This is a genomic window from Saccharothrix sp. ST-888, from assembly GCF_000955975.1.
Taxonomy (GTDB): domain Bacteria; phylum Actinomycetota; class Actinomycetes; order Streptomycetales; family Streptomycetaceae; genus Kitasatospora.
This window is the reverse complement of sequence record NZ_JYJF01000092.1, coordinates 1-22,783: the sequence shown is the minus strand read 5'-3', so window position 1 is coordinate 22,783 and position 22,783 is coordinate 1. Positions and strand designations below refer to the sequence as shown.

The 22,783-nt window shown below is 70.1% G+C and carries 19 protein-coding genes and 2 pseudogenes; 14 read left to right on the top strand and 7 right to left on the bottom strand.

Features of this window, described 5'->3' with window-relative positions; all coding sequences use genetic code 11:
• Positions 1–141: 141 nt before the first annotated feature.
• From UK12_RS24770 to UK12_RS24755, 4 genes are all read left to right on the top strand, one after another.
• Complete coding sequence (locus UK12_RS24770) at positions 142–549, top strand: YciI family protein (RefSeq protein ID WP_045305343.1); 408 nt, start codon at positions 142–144, stop codon at positions 547–549.
• An 8-nt stretch (positions 550–557) separates the two neighbouring features.
• The gene (locus UK12_RS24765; protein WP_045305342.1) at positions 558–1,703 is read left to right on the top strand and encodes an RNA polymerase sigma factor; all 1,146 of its coding nucleotides are present in this window, start codon (positions 558–560) and stop codon (positions 1,701–1,703) included.
• 145 nt (positions 1,704–1,848) lie between these two features.
• Positions 1,849–2,823, top strand: a complete 975-nt coding sequence (locus tag UK12_RS24760; protein ID WP_045305341.1) for a GlxA family transcriptional regulator — start codon at positions 1,849–1,851, stop codon at positions 2,821–2,823.
• Between the two features lie 101 nt (positions 2,824–2,924).
• Positions 2,925–3,671, top strand: a complete 747-nt coding sequence (locus tag UK12_RS24755) for an MBL fold metallo-hydrolase (protein ID WP_045305340.1) — start codon at positions 2,925–2,927, stop codon at positions 3,669–3,671.
• A 347-nt stretch (positions 3,672–4,018) separates the two neighbouring features.
• On the opposite strand, the gene UK12_RS24750 is transcribed toward UK12_RS24755, so the two are convergent.
• Entirely contained in the window at positions 4,019–5,710 is a 1,692-nt protein-coding gene (locus tag UK12_RS24750) for an acetolactate synthase large subunit (protein ID WP_045305339.1), read from the bottom strand.
• 202 nt (positions 5,711–5,912) lie between these two features.
• Between UK12_RS24750 and UK12_RS24745 the strand changes: the two genes are divergently transcribed.
• The 7 genes from UK12_RS24745 to UK12_RS24715 all read left to right on the top strand — a co-directional run bounded on the left by UK12_RS24745 (position 5,913) and on the right by UK12_RS24715 (position 13,023).
• Positions 5,913–6,650, top strand: a complete 738-nt coding sequence (locus tag UK12_RS24745; protein WP_045305338.1) for a flavodoxin family protein — start codon at positions 5,913–5,915, stop codon at positions 6,648–6,650.
• A 393-nt stretch (positions 6,651–7,043) separates the two neighbouring features.
• The gene (locus UK12_RS24740) at positions 7,044–7,601 is read left to right on the top strand and encodes a TetR/AcrR family transcriptional regulator (RefSeq protein WP_197085144.1); all 558 of its coding nucleotides are present in this window, start codon (positions 7,044–7,046) and stop codon (positions 7,599–7,601) included.
• A gap of 8 nt (positions 7,602–7,609) precedes the next feature.
• The gene (locus tag UK12_RS24735) at positions 7,610–7,894 is read left to right on the top strand and encodes a YciI family protein (RefSeq protein ID WP_045305336.1); all 285 of its coding nucleotides are present in this window, start codon (positions 7,610–7,612) and stop codon (positions 7,892–7,894) included.
• Positions 7,891–8,517, top strand: coding sequence for a DNA-3-methyladenine glycosylase I (locus tag UK12_RS24730; protein ID WP_045305335.1), 627 nt, complete (start codon positions 7,891–7,893; stop codon positions 8,515–8,517). Before UK12_RS24735 ends, UK12_RS24730 begins: the two co-directional genes overlap by 4 nt.
• 158 nt (positions 8,518–8,675) lie before the next feature.
• Complete coding sequence (locus UK12_RS24725; RefSeq protein WP_045305334.1) at positions 8,676–10,220, top strand: Na+/H+ antiporter; 1,545 nt, start codon at positions 8,676–8,678, stop codon at positions 10,218–10,220.
• Positions 10,221–10,308: 88 nt separating this feature from the next.
• The gene (locus UK12_RS24720) at positions 10,309–11,517 is read left to right on the top strand and encodes a PP2C family protein-serine/threonine phosphatase (RefSeq protein WP_197085143.1); all 1,209 of its coding nucleotides are present in this window, start codon (positions 10,309–10,311) and stop codon (positions 11,515–11,517) included.
• Positions 11,518–12,027: 510 nt separating this feature from the next.
• Positions 12,028–13,023, top strand: coding sequence for a PP2C family protein-serine/threonine phosphatase (locus UK12_RS24715; protein ID WP_197085142.1), 996 nt, complete (start codon positions 12,028–12,030; stop codon positions 13,021–13,023).
• Positions 13,024–13,384: 361 nt separating this feature from the next.
• Here the strand turns inward: UK12_RS24715 and UK12_RS24710 are convergent, their stop codons facing one another.
• Positions 13,385–13,819, bottom strand: coding sequence for a membrane protein (locus tag UK12_RS24710; protein WP_045305332.1), 435 nt, complete (start codon positions 13,817–13,819; stop codon positions 13,385–13,387).
• A gap of 203 nt (positions 13,820–14,022) precedes the next feature.
• Between UK12_RS24710 and UK12_RS24705 the strand changes: the two genes are divergently transcribed.
• From UK12_RS24705 to UK12_RS24695, 3 genes are read left to right on the top strand one after another with little or no spacing between them, the layout of a single operon-like run.
• Positions 14,023–15,456 carry a molybdopterin-dependent oxidoreductase gene (locus tag UK12_RS24705; protein ID WP_082119913.1) on the top strand — a complete coding sequence of 478 codons (1,434 nt, stop codon included), beginning with the start codon at positions 14,023–14,025 and terminating at the stop codon, positions 15,454–15,456.
• A gap of 2 nt (positions 15,457–15,458) precedes the next feature.
• Complete coding sequence (locus tag UK12_RS24700) at positions 15,459–15,959, top strand: hypothetical protein (protein ID WP_045305331.1); 501 nt, start codon at positions 15,459–15,461, stop codon at positions 15,957–15,959.
• Positions 15,956–16,636: a class I SAM-dependent methyltransferase gene (locus tag UK12_RS24695; protein WP_045305330.1), complete on the top strand. Its 681-nt coding sequence runs from the start codon at positions 15,956–15,958 to the stop codon at positions 16,634–16,636. Before UK12_RS24700 ends, UK12_RS24695 begins: the two co-directional genes overlap by 4 nt.
• A gap of 94 nt (positions 16,637–16,730) precedes the next feature.
• Here the strand turns inward: UK12_RS24695 and UK12_RS24690 are convergent, their stop codons facing one another.
• The 5 genes and pseudogenes from UK12_RS24690 to UK12_RS41620 all read right to left on the bottom strand — a co-directional run.
• Complete coding sequence (locus tag UK12_RS24690; RefSeq protein ID WP_045305329.1) at positions 16,731–18,569, bottom strand: glycoside hydrolase family 15 protein; 1,839 nt, start codon at positions 18,567–18,569, stop codon at positions 16,731–16,733.
• Positions 18,570–18,793: 224 nt separating this feature from the next.
• Positions 18,794–19,627, bottom strand: a complete 834-nt coding sequence (locus tag UK12_RS24685) for an SDR family NAD(P)-dependent oxidoreductase (protein WP_197085141.1) — start codon at positions 19,625–19,627, stop codon at positions 18,794–18,796.
• A gap of 736 nt (positions 19,628–20,363) precedes the next feature.
• Positions 20,364–21,395: a tyrosine-type recombinase/integrase gene (locus tag UK12_RS24680; RefSeq protein WP_231591369.1), complete on the bottom strand. Its 1,032-nt coding sequence runs from the start codon at positions 21,393–21,395 to the stop codon at positions 20,364–20,366.
• A gap of 9 nt (positions 21,396–21,404) precedes the next feature.
• Positions 21,405–21,614, bottom strand: a pseudogene (locus tag UK12_RS45145) (Arm DNA-binding domain-containing protein); the annotation flags it as partial.
• Between the two features lie 982 nt (positions 21,615–22,596).
• Positions 22,597–22,783, bottom strand: a pseudogene (locus UK12_RS41620) (IS4 family transposase); the annotation flags it as partial.

Sequence of the window (22,783 nt, the reverse complement as noted above, 5' to 3'; positions counted from 1 at the left end):
CACCGCGAGACGGCGCACCCGGGCTCGTCCACGAGAGCCCGAAAGAAATGTCGGACGGCGATGTCGAGAACGCGTGGCCGGCTCCGTCCCCGCGGTGAAGGCGACCAGAATGGGTCGCACCAGGACCGAGGAGAAATCATCATGGCCAAGTACCTGCTGCTCAAGCACTACCGCGGCGCCCCGGCTCCGGTCAACGACGTGCCCATGGACCGGTGGACGCCGGAGGAGATCTCGGCGCACATGCGGTACATGCACGACTTCGCGGCCCGGCTCGAGGAGACCGGCGAGTTCGTCGACGGTCAGGCACTCGCCCCCGAAGGCACGTGGGTCCGGTACGACGGCGAGGGGCGCCCGCCGGTCACCGACGGCCCGTTCGCCGAGACCAAGGACCTCATCGCCGGCTGGATGGTGATCGACGTCGACAGCTACGAGCGCGCCGTCGAGCTTGCCGGGGAACTGTCCGCCGCCCCCGGGGCGGGCGGCAAGCCGATCCACGAGTGGCTCGAGGTCCGCCCGTTCCTGGCCGCGCCGCCCACCATCACGGAGTGACCTCCCCGATGGACGAGGCCCTGCTCCGGAGCCTCACCCCGAGCGTGCTCGCCATCCTCGTCCGCCGCGGAGCCGGCTTCGCGGCGGCCGAGGACGCCGTGCAGGAAGCGCTGGTCGAGGCGGTCCGCGTGTGGCCGGTAGACCTTCCACGGGACCCGAAGGGCTGGCTGGTCACCGTGGCCTGGCGCCGGTTCCTCGACGCGACCCGGTCGGATGCCGCCCGCCGCCGGCGAGAGGGCCTCGTCGACCAGGAACCGGCGCCCGGGCACACGCCCGCGATGGACGACACACTCCGGCTCTACTTCCTGTGCGCCCACCCGTCACTGACACCGGCGTCCGCGGTAGCGCTCACGCTGCGCGCCGTCGGCGGGCTGACCACCCGCCAGATCGCCCAGGCATACCTGGTGCCCGAGGCGACCATGGCGCAGCGCATCAGCCGGGCCAAGCGCACCGTGGCCGGCGTGCGGTTCGACCAGCCCGGCGACGTCGCCACCGTGCTGCGCGTGCTCTACCTGGTCTTCAACGAGGGCTACTCGGGCGACGTCGACCTCGCCGCCGAGGCCATCCGGCTCACCCGGCAGCTCGCGGCCCGGGTCGACCACCCCGAGGTGGCGGGGCTGCTCGCCCTCATGCTGCTCCACCACGCCCGCCGCACGGCCCGCACCGGGCCCGACGGCAGTCTGGTGCCGCTCTCCGAGCAGGACCGCGGCCGGTGGGACACCGAGTTGATCGCCGAGGGGGTCGAGATCCTGCAGACGGCCCTCGCCCGCGACCGGCTGGGCGAGTTCCAGGCCCAGGCCGCCATCGCGGCACTCCACGCGGATGCGCCCACCGCCGAGGAGACCGACTGGGTGCAGATCGTCGAGTGGTACGACGAACTCACGCGCCTGACCGACAGCCCCATCGTCCGGCTCAACCGCGCAGTCGCCGTCGGCGAGGCCGACGGACCGCGCGCCGGCCTGGCAGCGCTCGCCGCGCTGGACGCCTCACTGCCCCGCCACGCCGCGGTGGCGGCGTACCTCCACGAACGCGACGGCGACCTGGCGGCAGCGGCACGGCTGTACGCCGAGGCGGCCCGGAAGGCACCCAACCTCGCCGAACGCGACCACCTGATCCGCCAGGCCGCCCGGCTCAACGCCCGCCGACGTCGCTGACGGGTCGCGGAGCAGATCCCCGCAGACGCCCGCGCCGTCACCGGGATTCCGTGGCGGCGCCGGCAGTCGGAATGTCACGTCGACGGCCTGATCTGACAGAACCTCGTCATTGCGGCCATGTCCGGCCGGGCGAAATGATCAGGGCATGCCCGAGCCGCACCGCGTCGTGATCGTCGCCTTCCCAGGCATTGAGTTGCTGGACGCCACTGGTCCGGCCGAGGTGTTCTCCGTCGCATCCCGGGTCGCCGGGGGCGACCGGCCCCGCTACCTGGTGCAGGTCGCGACGGGCGACGGCGGCCCGGTGGCCACCTCCAGCGGTGTCCGACTGATGGCCGACCTGCCTCTCGACGAGGTGAACGGCCGGGTGGACACCCTGCTGGTGGCGGGGGCGATCGAGCTGGTCGACGAGGCCGTGGAGCCGGTGATCGACCGCGAGGTCACCGACTGGCTGCGCCGTGCGGCGTCCCGGGCCCGCCGGATCGGATCGGTCTGCGCGGGTGCGCACCTGCTGGCCGCCGCCGGGCTGCTGGACGGCCGGCCCGCCACGACCCACTGGCTCACCGCGGCCCGACTGGCCGCCGATCACCCCAAGGTCCGCGTCGATCCCGATCCGATCTTCATCCGGGCCGGACGGGTGTGGACCTGCGCCGGCGTCACCTCCGGAATGGACATGGCGCTGGCCATGGTCGCCGAGGACCATGGCCAGGACCTCGCGCTCGCGGCTGCCCGGATGATGGTGATGTACGTCAAACGGTCCGGTGGGCAGAGCCAGTTCAGCGTGCCGTTGTCTGGCCAGAGCTCCTCGGACGACCGGATCGAGGATCTGCGGAGGTGGATCGCCGAACACCTCACGGATGACCTGTCGATCGAAGCCCTCGCGGCTCGGGTGCACCTGAGTGTGCGCCACTTCTCCCGGCTGTTCCGTCAGCGCGCCTCCACGACACCAGCCGCCTATGTGGAGGCAGCCAGGTTGGAGGCCGCCCGGAGATTGCTGGAGGGTAGCGATCGGAGCCTGCCGGAGGTCGCCGCCGCCAGCGGTCTTGGCTCCGTGGACACGCTGCACCGCACCTTCCGGCGACGGCTGGGCACCACGCCAGCCGAGTACCGCCGCCGCTTCTGACCCGGCCACCCGCACCCACCACCGGGCGCTGCTGCCTCGGCGGAGCTTTGCCACGCCCGGACGCATGGCGTCCACGCGACCACACCACTGGAGGAAAGACCGTGTCCCGTACGAAAGTTGTTCCGATCCCGGTCATGGGCCGGCACACCGTCAACGCCTACCTGCTGCTCGGCCGGCGGCCCGTGATCGTCGACGCCGGAACGCCCGGCAGCGGCGGGAGGATCTACGAGCAGGTCACCGAGCACGGCGTGGACCCGACCGACGTCTCGCTGATCGTCATCACCCACGGCCACATCGACCACTTCGGCTCCGCCGCCGAGCTGCACCGGCTCAGTGGCGCGCCCGTTGCCGGCCACGTCGCCGACCTCGGGCCGTTCCGCTCCGGCCGGGTCCGCGAACCGTACCTGCCCACCGGCCCGATGGGCCGGCTCATGGACAGGAACAAGAACCTCCATGTCCAGGCCGAGCCGTTCGAACCCGCCGTCCTGATCCGCGGGGAGACGAGTCTGGAGGACTTCGGCATCGCGGCGCGCATCATGCCCACCCCAGGGCACACCGCCGGATCGGTCTCCGTCCTCACCGACGAGGGTGACCTCGTCGCTGGGGACCTGATCGCCAACTCCTTCATGGGTCTCATCCCCGGCAAGCCCGCCAATCCGCCCTTCCACGACGACCCCCGGCGGAACCTCGCCAGCCTGCGCGAGATGCTCGCCCTCAACCCGACCACGCTTCACGTCGGCCACGGCACCCCACTGGACCCCGACCGGGTACGACGGTGGGCCGACCGGGAGCACAGCCGCCTGTCGCGGCTCGAAGCAGCTGGGCGCATCACCACGCGTCGGGAGTGAGAAACCCGATCCGCAGGGTCCGATACGCGGCCCTGCCGGCAACCGATGGAGGGGAGGGACACGGGTTGGTCCTGTCCGCCCGCTCCGGCCCGAAACGTTCGGGATCTCCCCTACGCGCTGCCGAGGCTGTCAGCGTCCGGGGCGTGTGAAGGCGAGGCGTTCACGCTCGGCCCGGGGCCGGATCACGCAGTCCGTTGCGGGGGCGTTGATCAGCCCCATGGCCTGCACGAAGGCGAACCCATCAGCCGTCCTCCGCCACCTCCACGGTGGCGACGAGTAGCCCCGCGTACCGCCCCGATCAGCGTTCGCCCAGTTCAGCCCTTTCTTCCAGAGGAGTCGCACTCTTCTCAGAACGGGCCGTGGAGGCTACCCAGTCTGTCGGTCAGGCGCAGGTTCTCGGAGTAGTCGACGGGGCAGGCGATCACGGAGACCGTGTCGTCGTCGAGGGCGTGGCGCAATGCGGGTAGCAGTTGGCCGGCGGTCTCGATGGCGTAGCCGCGTGCGCCGAAGCTCTCGGCGTAGGCGACCAGGTCGGGGTTGGTGAACCGGGTGTGGCTGTGGCGGCCGAGTTCGAGTTCCATCTTCCAGGTGATCAGGCCGTATTCCTCGTCCACCAGGACGAGGACGACCAGCGGAACGCGTTCGCGGACGGCGGTTTCCAGTTCCTGGGAGTTCATCAGGAACGAGCCGTCGCCCATCATCGCCAGGACTCGTTGGTCCGGCTGGGCGAGCTTGGCGGCGATGGCGCCGGGCAGCGCGAAACCCATGGTGGACAGGCCGTTGGAGACCAGGCAAGTGTCTGGTTCGTAGGTCGGGTAGAGGCGGGACATCCACATTTTCCCGGCCCCGGTGTCGGCGAGGACGATGTCGTGGCGGTCCAGGGCGGTGCGGACATCGTGCACCACGCGCTGCGGCACCAGGGGGAACGTGTCGTTGTCGCGTCCGTACCGGAGCTCTTCGTCGAGCAGTGTGCGGATCTTGGCGCTGCTTGCGGAGTCGTAGGTGAGTCCTTCGGGCAGTGCTGCCGCGAGTGCGTCCAGTGCCTGTGAGGGGTCGCCTTCGACGCCCACGGCGACCGGGTAGTGGGCGTCGACCTCGGCGGGGAAACGGTGCACGTGAACGATTCGTTTGTCGCCGTGCGGGTTGATCTTTGCGGGGTCGAACTCCTGGATCTCATAGCCCACGCAGACCAGCACGTCGGCGGTGTCGAAGCCGAAGTTGCCGTAGTCGTGGCGCATGAAGCCGACCGCACCGAGGGCGTTCGGGTGGTCGTCGGGGAAGACGCCCTTGCCGTGGAACGTGGTCGCGACCGGGAGGTTCAGCCGCTCGGCGAACCGCACCAGGGCGGCCGAGGCCCGGGCTCTGGCGGTGCCATGGCCTGCCAGCACGACGGGGTGCCGAGCCGCGGCAAGCACCTCGGCCGCCCGCGCGATCTGGGTGGGCGAGGGCGCGTCGGCGCGCACCGCGTCGATCTGCAGGGGTGCAAGGGGCTCTGCGGGACGTTCGGCCTCGATGTCCTCCGGCACCGCCAGGAACACGGCACCGGGGCGCTCGCTCTGCGCGGTCTTGAACGCCTTGCGTGTCATCTCCGGCACCGCGTCCGGACACTCGATGCGGGCCGCCCACTGGGTGACCGGGGCGAACATCGACACCAGGTCGATGACCTGGTGCGACTCCTTGTGGATCCGGCGCAGCGACCCCTGCGCGGCCAGGGCCACCATCGGCGCGCTGTTGGTCGTGGCGTCCGCGGTGCCGAGCAGTAGATTGATCGCACCGGGTCCCAGCGTGGCCGAGCACACGCCGGCCCGGCCGGTCAGCCGCCCGTAGATCTCCGCCATGAACGAGGCAGCCTGCTCATGGCGCACGAGGATGTACCGGATCCCGGAGCCGTTGAGCGCGTCGACGAAGCGGATGTTCTCCTCGCCGGGAATCCCGAAGACGTACTCCACGCCCTCGGCCCGCAGACACCGCACCAACAGATGCGCGACGTCCTCCACGGCTGCCACGTTCCGCGACTCGCTCGCGACTTCGGTACCCATGCGACGAACGTAGGCACGTCCGCCTGCCCCGGCCACTCATCAGCCGCCGACCGAGGTGGCCGGACGGATCGATGCCCCGAGCGGGCCGGGGCCGTTCGGCGGCGTCGAGGTGGCGGCGGCCGTGGGCTGCCCACACGCTGGAGCCCGATGTGGACGTGCGCCGCCGAGCATCGTGCTGCGCAGAGGGTTCTGGGAGGATTGTGTGACCGCTTCGTCGCCCGCCACCGACGCACCGCCGGCCCGATACGACGATCTGCACGCCCTGGTGATCAACTGCACTCTGAAGCGCTCGCCGGAGACGAGCAACACGCAGGGGCTGATCGACCGGAGCACCGCCATCCTGGACACGCAGGGAGTGCACGTCGATGTCGTACGGGCTGTGGACCACGACATCGCCACCGGGGTGTGGCCCGACATGACGGAGCACGGCTGGGAGACGGACGCCTGGCCGGACCTCTACCAGCAGGTCCTGGCGGCCGACATCCTCGTCCTGGCAGGCCCCATCTGGCTCGGCGACAACAGCTCCGTGATGAAGCAGGTGATCGAACGCCTCTACGCGTGCTCCAGCCTGCTCAACGACCAGGGACAGTACGCCTATTACGGCCGCGTCGGCGGCTGCCTGATCACCGGCAACGAGGACGGCGTCAAGCACTGCGCCATGAACGTCCTCTACAGCCTCCAGCACCTGGGCTACACCATCCCGCCCCAGGCCGACGCCGGATGGATCGGCGAGGCGGGCCCCGGCCCCTCGTACCTCGATCCTGGCTCGGGCGGCCCGGAGAACGACTTCACCAACCGCAACACCACCTTCATGACCTGGAACCTGCTGCACCTGGCCCGGGCGCTCAAGGACCTCGGCGGCATCCCCGCCTACGGCAACCAGCGCACCGCCTGGGACGCAGGCTGCCGCCGCGACTACGAGAACCCCGAACACCGGTAGGGACACCAACGGCCAGGGCAGCGGCTTCGGTTGGAAGAAGGGGGCCCTGCGCCAGTCGTGGCAATCGCAGCCTGGGTGGACTGCACACGGTGCCCAGACGAGGCCTGACGCCGTCGCCGCTCATGCGGCACGAAGGTGAGGAGGGGAAGCAGCGGAAGGGCCGCCGGCCGACTTCCCCTTGAGATCACCCAGGGTGAACGGCTCGAACAAGTCGAGGGGCATGAGGAGCTCCAGTGTTCTGACACGAGCATAGTAGGGCAGCTGTCCTAGAGAGCCGTCACGCCAGGTCGGCCGCGCTGGGGATGTCAACGACTTGACGGCCTAGGACGAGCGACCTACGGTGAGCGTTCTAGGTCGGTTGTCCTACGGTGCAAGGGGGTCAGCATGGCTGCTGTGGCTACTCGTGAACAGATCGTGGCGGCGGCTGACCGGCTCTTCTACCATCACGGCTACGAGCACACCTCGTTCGCGGACATCGCTGGGGCCGTGGGACTGTCTCGGGGCAACTTCTACTACCACTTCAAGTCCAAGGACGCGATCTTGGACGCGGTGATAGAGGCCCGCCTGGACAACACCCGGCGGATGCTGGAGCAGTGGGAGGCTGAAGCCCCCACTCCGGCTGGCCGCGTCATGCGGTACGTCGAGATCGTGCTGACGAACCGTGCCGACATCCAGGACTACGGCTGCCCGGTGGGCACCTTGACCACGGAGCTGGCCAAGTTGGAGCACGCCATGCTCGGTCAGGCCGGCCGCCTGTTCACCCTGTTCCGCGGGTGGCTTCGCGAGCAGTTCGTGCTGCTCGGGCAGGCCGAGCAGGCCGACGAGCTGGCGATGCACGTGCTCGCCTTCAGCCAGGGCGTTGCCGTCATGGCCAACGCGTTCCGCGACGAGGCGTTCATCCGGCGGGAGGTCGACCGGATGCGCGAGTGGCTGAGCACCTACGAGAAATGAGAGATCGCATGTTCGTGGTCCTGCTTCGGTTCTCCGACAACAAGTCCGCCGCCGGCGAGCACATGGCCGGTCATCAGGAGTGGATCAAGCGCGGCCTGGGCGACGGGGTCTTCCTGCTCGTCGGCAGCATCCAACCGGGACTCGGCGGTGCAGTCCTCGCCCACAACACCTCGCACGAGGAACTGCAGAAGAGGGTTGACGAGGACCCGTTCGTCGCCCAGGACGTCGTCACAGCGGAGATCATCGAGATCGCGCCGGGCATGGCGGACGACCGGCTGGGCTTCCTGCTGTGACGCCGCTGTTCCTCGGCCCCGACGGCGCGCCGCGCTGCTCGTGGAGCGGAGCTGCCCCGGAGTTCCTCGCCTACCACGACACCGAGTGGGGCTTTCCCGTCGGTGACGACCGGCGCCTGTTCGAGAAGCTGAGTCTGGAGGGCTTCCAGTCCGGGCTCAGCTGGCGCACGATCCTGGCCAAGCGAGAGAACTTCCGCGCCGCCTTCGCAGCCTTCGACATCCCCGCCGTCGCCCGATTCGACCAGCACGACGTCGGGCGCCTCCTGGGCGATGCGGGCATCGTCCGGCATCGCGGCAAGATCGAGGCGGTGATCAACAATGCCCGCCGGGCCGAGGAACTCATCGGGCGGGAGGGATCGCTGGCGGCGTTCGTCTGGCGCTACGAACCCGACGCACGCGACCTGGCCGAGCCGCAGACCGTGTCGACCTCCCCGGCCTCGGTCGCGCTGTCGAAGGACCTGCGCAAGCAGGGCTGGAAGTTCGTCGGGCCGACCACGGTGTTCGCGTTCATGCAGGCCATGGGGTTGATCAACGACCACGCCCGGGAATGCGCGATCAGGCCCGAGGTCCAGCGGATCCGTGAAGAATTCGACCGCCCGGGACGAGCCGGCACGATCAGTTGAACAGGAGACGCGCGTGCGCCACGCATTCGCCCTGCCGTGCGCCGCTAATATTCCGATAAAATTACCGTTGGTGTGCCGGGAAGCCTGGTCGGCTCGGGGGACGACTGCAGCGATCGGGCGTGCGGTGACCCCGCTCTTCGTGATGGGGTCTTCCGTAGGTGCGTGCCGTAGGGATTGTTCTCTTCCTGGTCGTTCTGGCTACTGCCGTGGCCACCTTCGCCCGGCGTTGGCGGGTGCCCGCCCCCTCGCTGCTGGTGCTGGCCGGGCTTGGGGTGGCGCTGATACCCGGGGTGCCCGCGCTGCACGTTCCGCCGCAGGTCATCGCTCTGGTGGTGCTGCCGCCGCTGCTGTACGCCTCCGCGGAGGAGCTGTCGCTGCGCGACCTGAAGGCGGTGTGGCGTCCAGTCGTCATCCTCTCCTTCGGTCTGGTCTTCGCCTCGGCGGCGGCGGTCGGGTTCGCGGCGGTCGCGGTGACCGGCCTGCCGCCCGCGATGGCGTTCGTGCTCGGCGCGGTGCTGGCCAGTACCGACCCGGTGGCCGTCACGGCGCTCGGCCGCAGGCTCGCGCTGCCGGGCCGGGTGCAGGTACTGGTGCAGGCGGAGAGCCTGTTCAACGACGCCACCTCGCTGGTGCTGTTCAAGGTCGCCGTCGGCATCGCGGTGGCGGCCGGGGGCTCGGTCAGCCTGTGGTCGGCGGGCGGGGAGTTCCTGCTGCTCGGCGGTGGCGGGAGCCTGATCGGTGCGGCGGTCGCCGCCCTGGTGTGGCTGATCCGGCGGCGGACCACCGATCCGGTGCTGGAGACCGTGATCGCCCTGGTCACCCCGTACGCCGCGTACGTGCTGGCCGAGTCCGCGCACACCTCCGGCATCACCTCGGTCGTGATCGCCGGCGTGCTGCTGGGCCGCTCCGGCCACCGCCTGAGCGATGCCCACATCCGCCTGCAGGTGCAGGCCGTGTACGCGGTGGTGGTGTTCGGGCTGGAGAGCGTCGTCTTCAGCATCGTCGGCCTGGAGCTGCCCACGCTGGTGCGGGGCCTGCCGAAGGGCAGCGGCTGGTGGCCGCTGCAGGCCCTCGCGCTGGCCCTGGTGCTGATCGCCGTCCGGGTGATCTGGACGCTGCCGTTGACCCGGGCGGTCAAGCCCAGCCGTGGCCGGCTGTCGTGGCGGGTGGCCGGGGTGGTCACCTGGGCGGGCACCCGTGGGGTGATGCCGCTGGCCGCCGCGCTGTCCATCCCCCTCGCCGCTAGTGGCGGCACCGCGCTGGCCGGGCGCCCGCTGATCCTGGTGCTGACCACGGCGGTCGTGGTGTTCACCCTGGTCGTGCAGGGGCTGACCCTGGCCGGGGTGGTCAACCGCTCCGGGCTGGCCCTGGAGCCCGAGCACACCGTCCGGGAGGAGGGCGGAGCCCGCGACGCCCTCAACCGGGCCGCGCTCGACCATGTGGAGCACCTCGCCAGCCTGGAAGCCATGCCGGAGACGGCCATCGACCGGGTGCGATGCGGTCTGACCGCCCGGCTCGACCGCACCGAGGACCCGGACGGCACCACGGCCGACGCCGCCTACCGGCAGTTGCGGCACGAGGTCATCGCCGTCCAGAACGCCGAACTGCACCGCCTGTACGACGAGCATCTCATCAGCGACACCACCCGCCGCAGCCTCCAGCACGACCTCGATCGCGAGGAAGCCGCCCTCGGCAACCGGTGATCGAACGGCGGCCGTACCCGGCGCGATCATGTCTGATGTGAGAGCGGTCGGAATCGGTGTGAGACTGGGCGTGGAAGGGGTGACCCCCGTGTCGGACCCACCGCTCGCGTCCGCCGGTCCCGACGCCGCCGTCGACGAGAATCGGCTGGCAGAGCTGATCATCGAGGCGCAGACGGCGCTGCCGTTCGAACTGCCCGCCCTGGCGAACCGGTGCGCCTCGGCTCTCGGCCTGGACAGCGCGCTGATCTACCTCGCCGACTTGCAGCAACGGCTGCTCATTCCACTCGACGAGGCGTTGGAGCCGCTGCCGGTGGACCGCTCGCCGGCCGGCTGGGCGTACCGCACGGTCTCCTCGCGGGTGGTCGACGCCGGCGACGGCGTGATCGTGTGGATGCCGCTGGTCGACGGTGCGGAGCGGCTGGGCGTGCTGGCGGTGCGGTGTGCCTCACTCGACGGGGTGCGGATGCGCCGCAGCCGGATGCTGGCCCATCTGTTCGCCATGCTGATCACCTCCAAGCGCACCTACAGCGACTGGCTCGCCGGCCTCGCCCGCACCGCGACCATGGGGTTGCCCGCCGAGATGCTGAGGGCCTTCCTGCCACCCCGCACCATCGGCAGCAGGAGGTGCGTCTCGACCGCGGTCCTGGAGTCGGCGTACGACGTCGCAGGCGACGCCTTCGACCACTCGGTGGTCGAGAACGTGCTGCACACCATGATCCTCGACTCCATGGGTCACGATCTGTCCTCCGGCCTGACCACCTCGGTCGCCATGGCGGCGGCGCGCAACGCCCGCCGCGGCGGTGGCGAGCTGGCCGATGTCGTCGGCTCCGTCGACCAGGCGCTCGCCCACTGGCAGCCCGACCATTTCTGCACCGGGGTGCTGTGCCGGCTCGACGCGGACACCGGGGTGCTGCACTGGGCCAACTGCGGTCACCCGGCGCCGCTGCTGATCCGTTCCGAGCGGGTGCTCGACGGGGCGCTGGACAGCCCCCCGCAGCCCCCGATCGGCCTGGTCGGCCAACTCGCCCCGACAGCCCGGCAGGTCAACGAGATCACACTGGAACCGGGCGACCGCGTCCTGCTCTACACCGACGGCGTCGTGGAGGCACGCGACGCGCACGGTGCGGGGTTCGGCCTCGACCGATTCACCGATTTCATCATCCGCTCCTCCGCCGCCGGCGAGCGCCCGGCCGAGGTGCTGCGGCTGCTCAACCATGCCATCATCGACCACCAGCGCAACCAACTGCGCGACGACGCGACCATCCTGCTCTTCGAATGGCGCCCACAGAACCGGTGACGCGGTACTGCGCCGAGACGGCGTTGTGCGGGGTCGCGCCGTCCTCGAAGAGGCCGAGGACGAACGTGGGGGTCTCGTTTGGGGGATGGTCGGTGGCGGCATCTTCTCGGTGCTCGGCTTACCGTGCAGGTCGCAGGCGCCGGCGCCTGTTTCTCCATCGCCTTCGGCGGTGTCGTGGCGGCTCTGACGGGCTGGTCGTACGCGCGGGTGTCAGTGACGGTCCGCAGTCGTGGAGGCGCCGCCGCGCTACTCGGCCGCGCATTCGGTCGCTGGGCCGTGGCGTAGGGGCTGACAGCACCTCGGCGGCGTCACCGATGTCAGGAGCGCGGCGCCTTCTTCGGGAACGCTGTCGCGGGGAAGCCGACAGCGATTGACCCTGGAGAGAGGGAGAGCTCGACTATGGAGGGCAGTCCGGTGTCTGCTGTCTTGAACGGGGGAGCATGGCGTCCGCCGCCGTTCCTGCCCAGGTGGTCGCGCAGGCTCACTTTCGCTGGCTACGCGTTGGTCACGATGGCCGTGCTGGCCGATGTCGCGACGGGGCCCGATGTCACGTTCTCCCCGATCCTGGCCGCTGTGCCGGTGGTGGCGGGCGCGGGTACCCGCCGGGCCACGATCCCACTGGCGGCCGGGACGGTCGCCAGTGTCATTGTTGCCGGTCTGGCACTTTACGACAGCGAAGTTCCTCTGGTCGTCCACGTGACCGCTGCGGCCACGGTGATCGCGATCACCTTCTTCAGCTGCGCCAATGTCATCGTGGTGGCGACCCAGGAGCGGGAGCTGGCCAGGGTGCGCACGGTTGCTGAGGCGGCGCAGCGGGCACTGCTGCGCCTGGTGCCCCGGCGGGTGGGGCCGCTGGTGGTCGCGGTGCGCTATGTGGCGGCGGAGGCCGAGGCGCGGATCGGTGGGGATTTGTACGAGGTGATGCGTACCCCGTACGGGGTGCGGCTGTTGCTGGGGGACGTGTGCGGCAAGGGTCTGGGCGCGGTGGAGACCGCTGCCGACGTGCTCGGGGTGTTTCGTGAGGCTGCCCGGGCTGAGCCGGATCTGGCGGAGGTCGCCAGGCGGCTGGACTCGGCGCTCGCCCGTCGGCCGGCGAGCGAGGAGTTCGTCACGGCGGTGCTGGTCGGTGTCCCCGATGCGCCGGGACCGGCGGTCGTGGTCAACTGCGGGCACCCGCCGCCGTTGCTGTGCCACGCCGGTGAGGTCAGCGAGGTGGAGCCGCCCGTCGACGCACCGCCGCTTGCCCTGCTCGACCTGGTCGGCGGGACCTATCACGCCCGGTCGCTCATCTTCGAACGCGGCGACCTCCTTTTGCTCTACACGGATGGCGTGGCCGAGGCCCGGGACACGGCCGACCAGTTCTATCCGCTCGCCCAACGCCTGGCGGCGATGCCACACGGGGAACCGGACTCCCTGCTGGACGATCTCCTCGTAGACGTGCGGGCCTACGTCGGTTGTGGCCTGACCGACGATGCGGCCCTGCTCGCCGTCCGCCGAGAGCGGTGAAGCCGTCCTGGGAAGAGGACGGAGCAACGGTAGCGGCGACCGGCGGGGTGGCGAAGATGCCCGGAGGACGGAAGGGGGTGGTGGAACAGCCCGATGTGCAGGTCGGGCCGGGCCGCGCGCAGGAGGCAAGGGACCAGCCAGACGTTGTAGTCGTGCAGTCAGACGGTCGCACCGGGAGCACGCTGCGCACGCTGCCCCATGAGCTTCCCCGCTCTCGGACTGGGTGATCCCCGGGTCCAAAATTCGCCGACTGGCCGAGCGCGCCGGCAAAGCGTGCGAGGCGGGGCGCGAAGCACGGAGGTGCTGGCCGGAGACGACACGCTCAAGACGACACGCAGCCTTGAAGATCACACTCTATGGGTCATCGGTGGCGGCCTTTGAAGACGATCATCCGCAGGACGGTGAAGCGCACCACGGTCACCAGGGCGAAGCTCGGTGCGAGGACCAGGGTCTCCGCCGCTGGTGAGGCGGTGGGCCGGTAGTGCCGGAAGTGCAGACCGGCGCCTGAGGTGACCACGTACGCCAGGACGAACAGGCCACTTGCGGCCAGATGCGCTTGGAGGGCCCGGACCGCGGATCCGTGAAAGGGCAGCCGGCAGTTGGCTTCCGTGTTGAGGACGGTGACGACGAGAAGGGAGGCGAGGTTGGCCAGGATGGGCGGTGGCCAGTGGCGCAGAACCCAGTACGGCATGGACTGGGCCACCGTGGAGGCGACGCCGATCACGGCGAACCAGAACACTTTCCTGGTCAGCGCGGTGCGGGCGCCGTGCGCTGAGGCGTCGCACCCCACCAGCATGAGGCCACCGTGCGGGGATCCGTCGAGTCGTGCGGAGCGCCGGTTCGGCCGTCCGGCTGGTGACGGACACCCGCATGCACGCCAGCGGCGGAAAGCCGACCCGGTCTGTGCCAGTTTGTAGCTGACGACTTGGCAGGCGCGGGTGGCACGACGGGGTTCGATCCGCCGTCTGAGAGTCGGCCCGGGGACGGTGGAGGCAGCTGATGGACAGTGGCGGACGGCCGCCGGCCCCGGGCTCCGGCGGCCCGCAACGCCCGCGATCGGACGAGAAGCACGCGCCGCGGCGCCTCGAACGCGTTCGCGCCGCCGTGGCGGCGTGGGCCGCCAAGGCGGCCGCTGGTACCCGGGCCCTTGCGCGGCGGGTCGAGCAGATTCCTCCGCCCCCGGGGCCGTTCCGCCCCGGCTTCTGGCGCAGTCCGATCCGCGGGCCCTGGCTGACCTCCGTGTTCGGCCTGGTGCTGCTGATCGGCATCCCGCTGCTCTTCGTGACTGGTGCCCTGTCCTACGCCGCCTACAACCCCGGCCTCGGCGCACTCAACGACCAGACCCCGGACAAGGGCGTGCTGGGTTTCTACCTCTTCGACTGGCCCACACATCCCTACTGGCTGTACCGGTTGACCCAGGGGGTGCACGTGACGCTCGGCGTGGTCCTCGTCCCCGTGCTGCTGGCCAAACTGTGGTCGGTGATCCCGAAGCTGTTCGAGTGGCCGCCGGGCCGCAGCGCCGCCCACGCGCTGGAACGGCTGTCGCTGCTGGCGCTGGTCGGCGGGGTCGTCTTCGAATTCGTCACCGGCATCCTCAACATCCAGCTCTACTACGTCTTCCCCGGCTCCTTCTACACCCTCCACTTCTACGGCGCCTGGGTGTTCATCGCCGCCTTCGTCGTCCACGTGTGCCTCAAGCTCGGCCGGATGACCCGCGCCCTGCGCTCCCGCGGCCTGGTCGCCGAACTGCGCACCGACCTCGCCCACACCCGGCCCGAGCCACCCGACCCCGACGGCCTGGTGCCGACCGCCCCCGCGCCGCCGACGATGACCCGCCGCGGAGCGGTGGGCATGGTGGGGGCGGGCTCCCTGCTGCTTCTCGTGGTGACCGCCGGACAGAGCATCGGCGGTTGGCTGCGCGGCACGGCCCTGCTCGCGCCGCACAACCGCGACCCGGGCAGCGGCCCGAACGGCTTCCAGATCAACAAGACGGCCGCCGCCGTCGGCATCAACCCGGCGCATGTCGGCCCGGACTGGCGGCTGGAGATCCGCGGCCACGGCCCGGCTCAGGTCTTCACCCGTGAGCAACTGCTCGCGATGCGGCAGCGGACGGCCTCGCTGCCGATCGCCTGCGTGGAGGGATGGTCCACCCCCGACCAGCACTGGAGCGGCCTGCGGCTGGCCGACCTCGCTGCCCTGGCGGGCCTGCCGGACGCCGCAAGCGTCCTGGTGGAATCCGTCCAACCACCCGGCCCCTACAGCTCGGTGGTACTGCGGGGCAACCAGATCCACGACCCCCGATCACTGCTCGCCCTGCACGTCAACGGCGCGGACCTCTCACTCGACCACGGCTACCCGGCCCGCATCATCGTCCCGGCCAACCCCGGCGTGAACAACACCAAGTGGGTGCACCGACTGACCTTCAGGACCTGACCATGGCACGCTTCGTCCGCTGGTACGGCTCCGCCCCCCTCCACCTCCTCGTCCTGATCTGCTCCTTCGCCCTCACCGGCTACGCCCTGGTGCGCCTGTTCGCCGAGCGCCCGCTCGGGGTGGCGATCTGGTTCGTCGGCGCGGCCATCGGCCACGACCTGATCCTGCTGCCCCTCTACTCGCTCGCCGACCTCTCGGCCCAGTCCGTGCTGCGCCACCGCCCGGAACGCACTCCTGCGGTGCCGTGGATCAACTATCTGCGCGTGCCCGCCTTCCTGTCCGGTGTTCTGCTGCTCGTGTGGTTTCCCCTGATCCTCAATCTGTCGATCCCCTACCAGGGCGACACGCGGCTGCCGGAAGACGTCTACCTCGGCCGCTGGCTGGCGATCACCGCCGTGCTGTTCGGCGCGGCAGCGATCGCCTTCGCTCTCAAGCTCCGCCGCGTCCGGCGGGCCGCCCGAGTAGACGAGGAACGACCCGCACCAGGTAACGACGCACCGTGACGACCGACGAGGAAGCGCCGTCCCACGCCGGCACAGACCCCTACGCGCACATCCTGCGCAGCGGCCACGGACCGGTGTACCTGCGGCTGACGGACGGGCGCCGGATCCGGATGCCGGTGCATCGCTGGTACGCGCAGCCCACCGTGGCCGACGAATCCGTGCTCAACCGCTGCGTCGGCCCCGTGCTCGACGTCGGCTGCGGACCGGGCCGGCTCTGCAGAGCGCTCCTGGGCCGCGGATTCCCCGCACTCGGCGTCGATGTGGCTCCCCTCGCGGTGGCCCATACCGTCGCTCTCGGCGGGAGAGCACTGTGCCGATCGGTGTTCGACCGGCTACCGGCCGAGGGCGGCTGGCAGACCGTCCTGCTCATCGACGGCAACATCGGTATCGGCGGCGACCCGCATGCCCTGCTGCGCCGATGTGTCCAGCTCGTCAGCCCGACGGGTGTCCTCCTCGTCGAGGTCGGTCCGCATGACGTCGAGGAGCCCTGCACCGCCTGGTTCGAAAACGTCCACGGCCACAGGGGGCCGGTGTTTCCCTGGGCGCGGCTGGGAGCGCCGGCGCTCCGCAGGATCGCCCGGGACTTGGCCCTCGGCGTCACCGACCAGTGGCGGAGCGGCCGCCGATGCTTCCTCGCCCTCGGCCGCCAGGGCCCATCCTCGGGTCATCCATGCTGAGGCCGGCTGACGGCGCGGCACAGGATACGACGGGCGGTGCCACGGGGCCGTCCCGCCCGGTCAGGGCAACCGACGGCGGCCGGGACAGGGGCCGTCAACCGGTCGATCGAGGCTGCATGTGTGTGGGTTGCCCCTCGGCATCGCGGATGGCGCGGGCGGCGTTGATCAGACCGATGTGGCTGAAGGCTTGTGGGAAGTTGCCGAGGGCCTCCCCTGTGGTGGAGTCGGTCTCCTCGGCCAGCAGCCCGACGTCGTTGGCATGCGCGAGGGCGGTCTGGAAGACGTGCCGTGCGCGGGTGGTGTCGCCGGTGAGGGCGAGGGCATGGGCGAGCCAGAAGGTGCACAGCAGGAAGGCGCCTTCGTCTTCCGGCAGCTCGTCGCTGAGGTAGCGGCGGACCAGGCCGTCGCGGTCGGTCAGGTGGGTGGCGATGGCTAGCACGGTGGACTGGACGCGGGGGTCGTCAGGCGGCAGGAAGCCGACGATGGGCAGCATCAGCGTCGAGGCGTCGAGTTCCTCACTGCCGAATGCCTGGGTGAAGGCGCCTAGGCGGGGACTCCAGCCGCGCTCTTCGATGGCTTCGCGGATCCGGTCGCGCTCGTGCCGCCAGTGGGGTGCGTGGGCTTCGGCTTGGAGGGTGGGTGCCATGGCGATGGCACGGTCCAGGGCGACCCAGCACATCAGTTTCGAGTGCAGGAAGTGTCTGCTGGGCCCGCGTCGCTCCCAGATGCCCTGATCCGGTTGGGACCACCGCTGGGCGGCTGTCTGTGCCGCCTGGACCAGGAGGGTCCGGGTGGCTGGGTCCAGACGTTCGCCGGGCGGGAGGGTCTCGTGGGCGGCGTCGAGGAGTTCGCCGTAGACGTCGAGTTGACGTTGGCGCCACGCGTCGTTGCCGCTTCGAACGGGGCTGCTGTCGCGCCAGCCGGTCAGGTGGGGCAGGAGCCGCTCGCTCAGATCGCGTTCCCCGCCGATGCCGTACATGATCTGCAGGTCGACGCCGCGGTCGAGCTGGTTCACCGCGGCTCGGGCGAGGAAGTCGAAGAACTTCTCCTTCTCCTTGTGGCAGGCGGCCGTGGCCAGTGCCTGAAGGGTGAAGCTCGCGTCGCGGACCCAGGTGTACCGGTAGTCCCAGTTGCGTGTTCCGCCCACTCGCTCGGGCAGGGAGGTGGTGGCCGCCGCGACGATGGCGCCGGTCGGCGCGAAGGTCAGGGCGCGCAGCACCCGTCCGCTGTGGCTCACCTCGTCCTGCCAGGGGCCGACATACGCGCGGTGGAGCCGCGACCACGATCGCCAGCCGGTGATGGTGTCGCCGAGGCGGCGTCGGATACGCCCGGCACGCCAGCGCATCGGCTCGCGCTCCCAGGCCGGCTCGACGTGCAGGGCGAATCCCAGGCGGTGCCCTGCCCGCAGCGGGGTCCGGCCGTGCGCCGTGGAGCCGCTGACCCGCAAGTCCACGGGGCTCGACAGGAGCAGGATGTGGGCGCCCCCGTGCGCGGCGAGGCCGCCCCGCAGGGGTGTCAGGAGCGGGTGGACCAGTCCGAACTCCGGGCGCGGCGCGTAGGCGATCTCGATGGTCACCTGTCCTTCGGTGCAGGTGATCTGTCGCAGGAGCACTCCCGGGGAGGTGCTGCCGAGTGCGTGGCCGCGTTCGCGCCGTCCCAGGGCGAGGGCGTCGCGCAGCACCGCCGTGCCGTCGGCCGTGCGGAAGGTCGTCTCCAGGACGAGGGTGTCTTCGAGGTAGCGGCGGCTGGTGTCGGCAGGTTCGGTGGGGCGGATGGACCAGTGGCCGGCGCTCTCGTCGAGGAGGCGGGCGAAGATCGCCGGGCTGTCGAATCGGGGAAGGCACAGCCAGTCCACTGAGCCGTCGGAGGTGACCAGGGCGGCCGAACGGCAGTCGGAGAGCAGGGCGTGGTCACCGATCGGTCGCGCGCTCATTCGTCGCATCCCGTCCATCTCGGGCCGGGCGAGGCGGCCCGGTGAGGGCGACGTGAGGATCGCTCGCCCGCGCCGCAGGTCGTTTCAGATGCGTGAGGAGCATTGATCCCAAAGCCTTCGTGCACAGCGCATTCGCCCGACGTCGTACCTTGGCTGTAGGAGGAGCCAAGAACGGCCGTCCGTGCCCCTGATAGCCGCATGCACGCCGTGGCCGGCCTCGCGGTTCACGAGCTCGGGAACAGGGGACCGCCCGCCATCAGGCCGCCGTCGACCAGGAGGATGTGCCCGGTGACATAGCTCGCCTTGTCCGACCCCAGGAACTGGACGGCCTGGGCGATCTCCTCCGGGGTGCCCGCCCGGTGCATGGGCAGCACCGAATCGACCGCTTCACGCGCCGTGTCGTCGCCGGTGAACCGCTCGTACATGGCGGTCCGGGTGTAGCCGGGCGCGACCGCGTTGACCCGGATACCGTGAGCGGCGCCTTCGAGCGCGGCCGCCTTGGTGATGCCGACGACGGCGTGCTTGCTCCCGACGTACAACGTCGCCCCGGGGTAACCCATCAGGCCGAAGGTGGAGCTGACGTTGACGATGCTGCCGCCGCCCTGTTCCCTCATGACCCGGAACTCGTGCTTCAGGCACAGCAGCGTTCCCTTGACGTTGGTGTCGAAGGTGGCCTGGTAGCGCTCGTCGGTCACTTCGGTGACGGGGCTGGGTGTTCCCTCGGTGCCGGCGTTGTTGAAGGCGACGTCGATCCGCCCGAACCGCGCGACGGCGCGGTCGACGAGGTCCTTCACATCGGCGTCGAAACGGACGTCGGCACGCACGAACTCGACCGGGGCGCCGAGATCGGACAGTTCCCTGGCGAGTTGCTCACCCACGTCCTCGTGGCGGCCGGAGACCACAAGGTTCGCGCCCTGACGGGCGTAAGCCAAGGCGGTGGCGCGGCCGATGCCGGTGAGTGCGCCCGTGATGAGGACGACGGGATCAGACACGTCGAGCATCCCTTCCTGTAACCGCACAAGTGAACGACGGGTACGCGACTGGAACCCGCATGACACCGGGTTCCTCTTCGGGCAGGGGCGTATCCCCCAGTACCCCTGCAAGGAAGGTGTCCCAGCCGGACGACCGGCCGTATCGGACCCGACCGCCGCATCCACCGAACGGCGGCACGTGATGGCCCGTATGGCCCGCGGACGACGGCCTGGACAGACAACCCGAAGGCGGCCATAGACCCACCGACGGAGAGGGGACCGAGGGCACTCGTGCCGGCGGCTCGGAAGCGGCCGATCAGCAGCCGGATACGAAGGCCTGAGGTAGCAAGCCGAACCGGCTCGCTCACGTTGCCCGCTGAGCGTCGTTACCGGCGGGATCCGCCTGCGTGGCGGCCGCCTTCCAGGGCGGCCGAGGATCGCAATGCCTTGACGTGCTCGGTCATCTCGACCAGCCGGGCGAGTGGCGGTCACCCTCCGGGACGACTGAGGATCGCAACCTGGACCCGACCTGGAACCGATCCGTGCTGATCTGGGTGGCGGTCGCCCACTGGGGCGGCCGAGGATCGCAACCACCACCGCGGGCACGGCGGCGCGCACACCGCGTCGTGGCGGTCGCTTTTCAGGGCGGCGGAGGATCGCAACACCCTCGCCGAACTCGGCGCCGACGTCGCCGCCGTGTGGCGGCCGCCTTTCCAGGCGACCGAGGGCCGCAACGGGTCCAGCACAGCGTAGGCGCTGGTCTCCGGTGGCCCTCTCGACGGCCAGCCTTCGTTCAGTTCTGCCGGGTTCCTGACGGCCAGACCTACGCGGCCAGGCAGGCGTTCGGGATGACCGTAGTGGTGCTGTCTGCGTGGAGGGCGTCCGCGTGGTCGAGGGCTTTGGCCAGGGCGAGGACGGCTTCGTCGGCGGAGTCCTTGAGCAGGTGGCCGTAGAGGTCGGCGGTGATGGCAAGGTGGGAGTGGCGCAAGGTCTTGGAGACGACGGCGAGGGGGATGCCGGCGGCGATCATGATGCTGGCGGCAGTGTGGCGCAGGTCGTGCAGGCCGATCTTGGGCAGGTCGAGTTCGGCGGTGCGCCTGCGGAGCTGGTCGAGGACCCACTGGGGGCGTAGGGGGTCGCCGTCGGGGCGGGCGAAGACCAGGCCTTCGAGTCGGCCGTCGGGGTGGGCGGCCATCTGGAGGGCGGCCTGGCGGTGGAGGGCCGCCGTGGCTCTGGGGGAGAGGCTCACCCAGGCGCGGCTGGCTTCGGTCTTGGGCTCGCCGAGGTGAATCTTCCCGTTGTTCACGGCCGTCAGGGTCCAGCGGACGTAGAGCTTGCGGTCCATGAGGTGGACATCGGACCAGTGCAGGGCCAGAATCTCGCCGCGCCGCATGCCGGTGCCGAGCATGACCTCGAACAGGTCGGTGAGCCGGTCGGCGTAGTGCTCCGCGTTGTGCCGCAGGAACGCCGCGGCCTCATCCGGGGTCCAGCAGGTGCGCACGGCGGCGCGGGGCTTGGGCGGCACGGAGTGCTTGGCCGGGTTGTAGCGCAGCCGCCACGTCCGCACCGCGTGGTTCAGGGCGCCTCGCAGCATGGCCACCGCGTGGTGGACGGTGGTGCGCCCGCGGCCGGCGGCGAGCTGCGCGCTCACCCAGGCGTCGATGTGTTTGGGCCGCAGGTCGACGAGCAGCATGCCGCCGAACGCGGGGACCAGGTCGCGCTCGATGCACGCCCGGTAGCCCGCCCAGGTGTTGGGCGCCAGCGCCGGCCGCTTCGACTCCAGCCACTCGTACAGGAACAGCCCGACGCGCAGCGTGCGGTCCTCGTACACGCCCCGGTACTCGGCATCCAGCACCCGGGCCATCTCCCTGGCCGCCTCCGCCCGGGTAGAGAACCCGCCCCGCCGCCGAGTTCTCCGCTTACCGTCCTCCGGCGCCAGATCCACCGCATACGTCCACCGACCATGACCGACATCACCGGCCAGCCGAGGACACCATGGGCCCAACTGCTTCCCGTTTTCGTCCTGACACCCGCACCGGCGATACACCCGACCACGCTGGGGACGCTGCGCCATGGGACTCCTCCTCGAACCAAGTGGTGATGGCGTGTCCAGAGTTGCGGCAGTGGTGGGTGTGGTGGCAGAGCGCGCGGGACGGGGCGTGGAGTACGGCAAGATCGACCGGCCGGGACACGCGCTGGCGACACGCCGCGTGGGTGATCACGGAGCACGTTCGGCGGGTAGGCGAGCTTGATCGCGCAGCATCGGCCCGCACGGGGTCGCTGCTCGGAAGAGTGGCCGCGGGCCGGGAGAGAGCGGTCTGCCGGTCGGCCATGGGTTGTTGAGCTCGTACAACCCGGAGCACGAGCGGAGCGATGGCGCCGAGCCTCGGACTGGTCCCCGGAGCGCGCCACGGCGAGCGCCGAGAATTTCGGTGAGACCGGAGTGAATAGATGGGGTCGGGATTTGCGGAAGCCATTTTCTGGCTGACACTCGGTTCGGGTCGGATTGATTTCACTCCGCGGTGCTGGCCCCATGTCCGGTGACTTCCTGGGCGATCCTCGGGAATCGCTGGATTCACGGTCGGAGTGGCGCTACCCTGAAGACATGAACGCCAGCCGGACCCTCCGTCAAGCCCCTGACCTGGGGACCAGCTGGGGACCACACGTCGTGCGCGCTACCGCACGAGGTGCGCGAGACCTGCTCATCTGCACACACACGACGTGTGTGCGGGCGCATTTCGAGCGCTAATGTGATAGCCCTACTAAACTGGGGGTCAAGGGGCAATGCCGCTTAGCTTAAGTTGATCAAGCGGCTGTTGGGATGTTGATCAAGCGGCTGTTGGGATGTTGATCAAGCGGCTGTTGGGATGTTGGCGAGGCGGACAGTCGGTGGGATGCTGTGGCGGGTCCCGGTGTCACCGGGGCGCTTGACGTGGTAGCTGTTGTGTCGGGCGCGTTTGACGACTCTTGGATAACTGCGTTCGCGCCGTTGCGGGTTGAGGTTCCTGAGGTGAGTGATGTCGTGACGTATAGCGTCAACGACACGGCCTTGGTGGTCAGGGGGAAAAGGCCGCCGGCGTCGCGGTGACGTGGCGGCGGACGATACGCAGGGTGCGGGTGAACTTGACCCGGTCGGGGTCAATCCCGGCGTTGGTCGCGGCCCGGCAGATCAGGGCGCTGATCGCGTAGTGCGCGAGCAGGTAGCCGTAGATCTCCTGGCGGATGAGGTCCGGGCTCTTGGAC

Coding starts and splice junctions, on each gene's coding strand:
- UK12_RS24770 (WP_045305343.1), top strand. CDS start 142: ATGGCCAAGTACCTGCTGCTCAAGCACTACCGCGGCGCCCCGGCTCCG.
- UK12_RS24715 (WP_197085142.1), top strand. CDS start 12,028: ATGGCCGTGCTGGCCGATGTCGCGACGGGGCCCGATGTCACGTTCTCC.
- UK12_RS24760 (WP_045305341.1), top strand. CDS start 1,849: ATGCCCGAGCCGCACCGCGTCGTGATCGTCGCCTTCCCAGGCATTGAG.
- UK12_RS24710 (WP_045305332.1), bottom strand. CDS start 13,819: ATGCTGGTGGGGTGCGACGCCTCAGCGCACGGCGCCCGCACCGCGCTG.
- UK12_RS24700 (WP_045305331.1), top strand. CDS start 15,459: ATGGCACGCTTCGTCCGCTGGTACGGCTCCGCCCCCCTCCACCTCCTC.
- UK12_RS24735 (WP_045305336.1), top strand. CDS start 7,610: ATGTTCGTGGTCCTGCTTCGGTTCTCCGACAACAAGTCCGCCGCCGGC.
- UK12_RS24765 (WP_045305342.1), top strand. CDS start 558: ATGGACGAGGCCCTGCTCCGGAGCCTCACCCCGAGCGTGCTCGCCATC.
- UK12_RS24705 (WP_082119913.1), top strand. CDS start 14,023: ATGGACAGTGGCGGACGGCCGCCGGCCCCGGGCTCCGGCGGCCCGCAA.
- UK12_RS24750 (WP_045305339.1), bottom strand. CDS start 5,710: ATGGGTACCGAAGTCGCGAGCGAGTCGCGGAACGTGGCAGCCGTGGAG.
- UK12_RS24690 (WP_045305329.1), bottom strand. CDS start 18,569: ATGAGCGCGCGACCGATCGGTGACCACGCCCTGCTCTCCGACTGCCGT.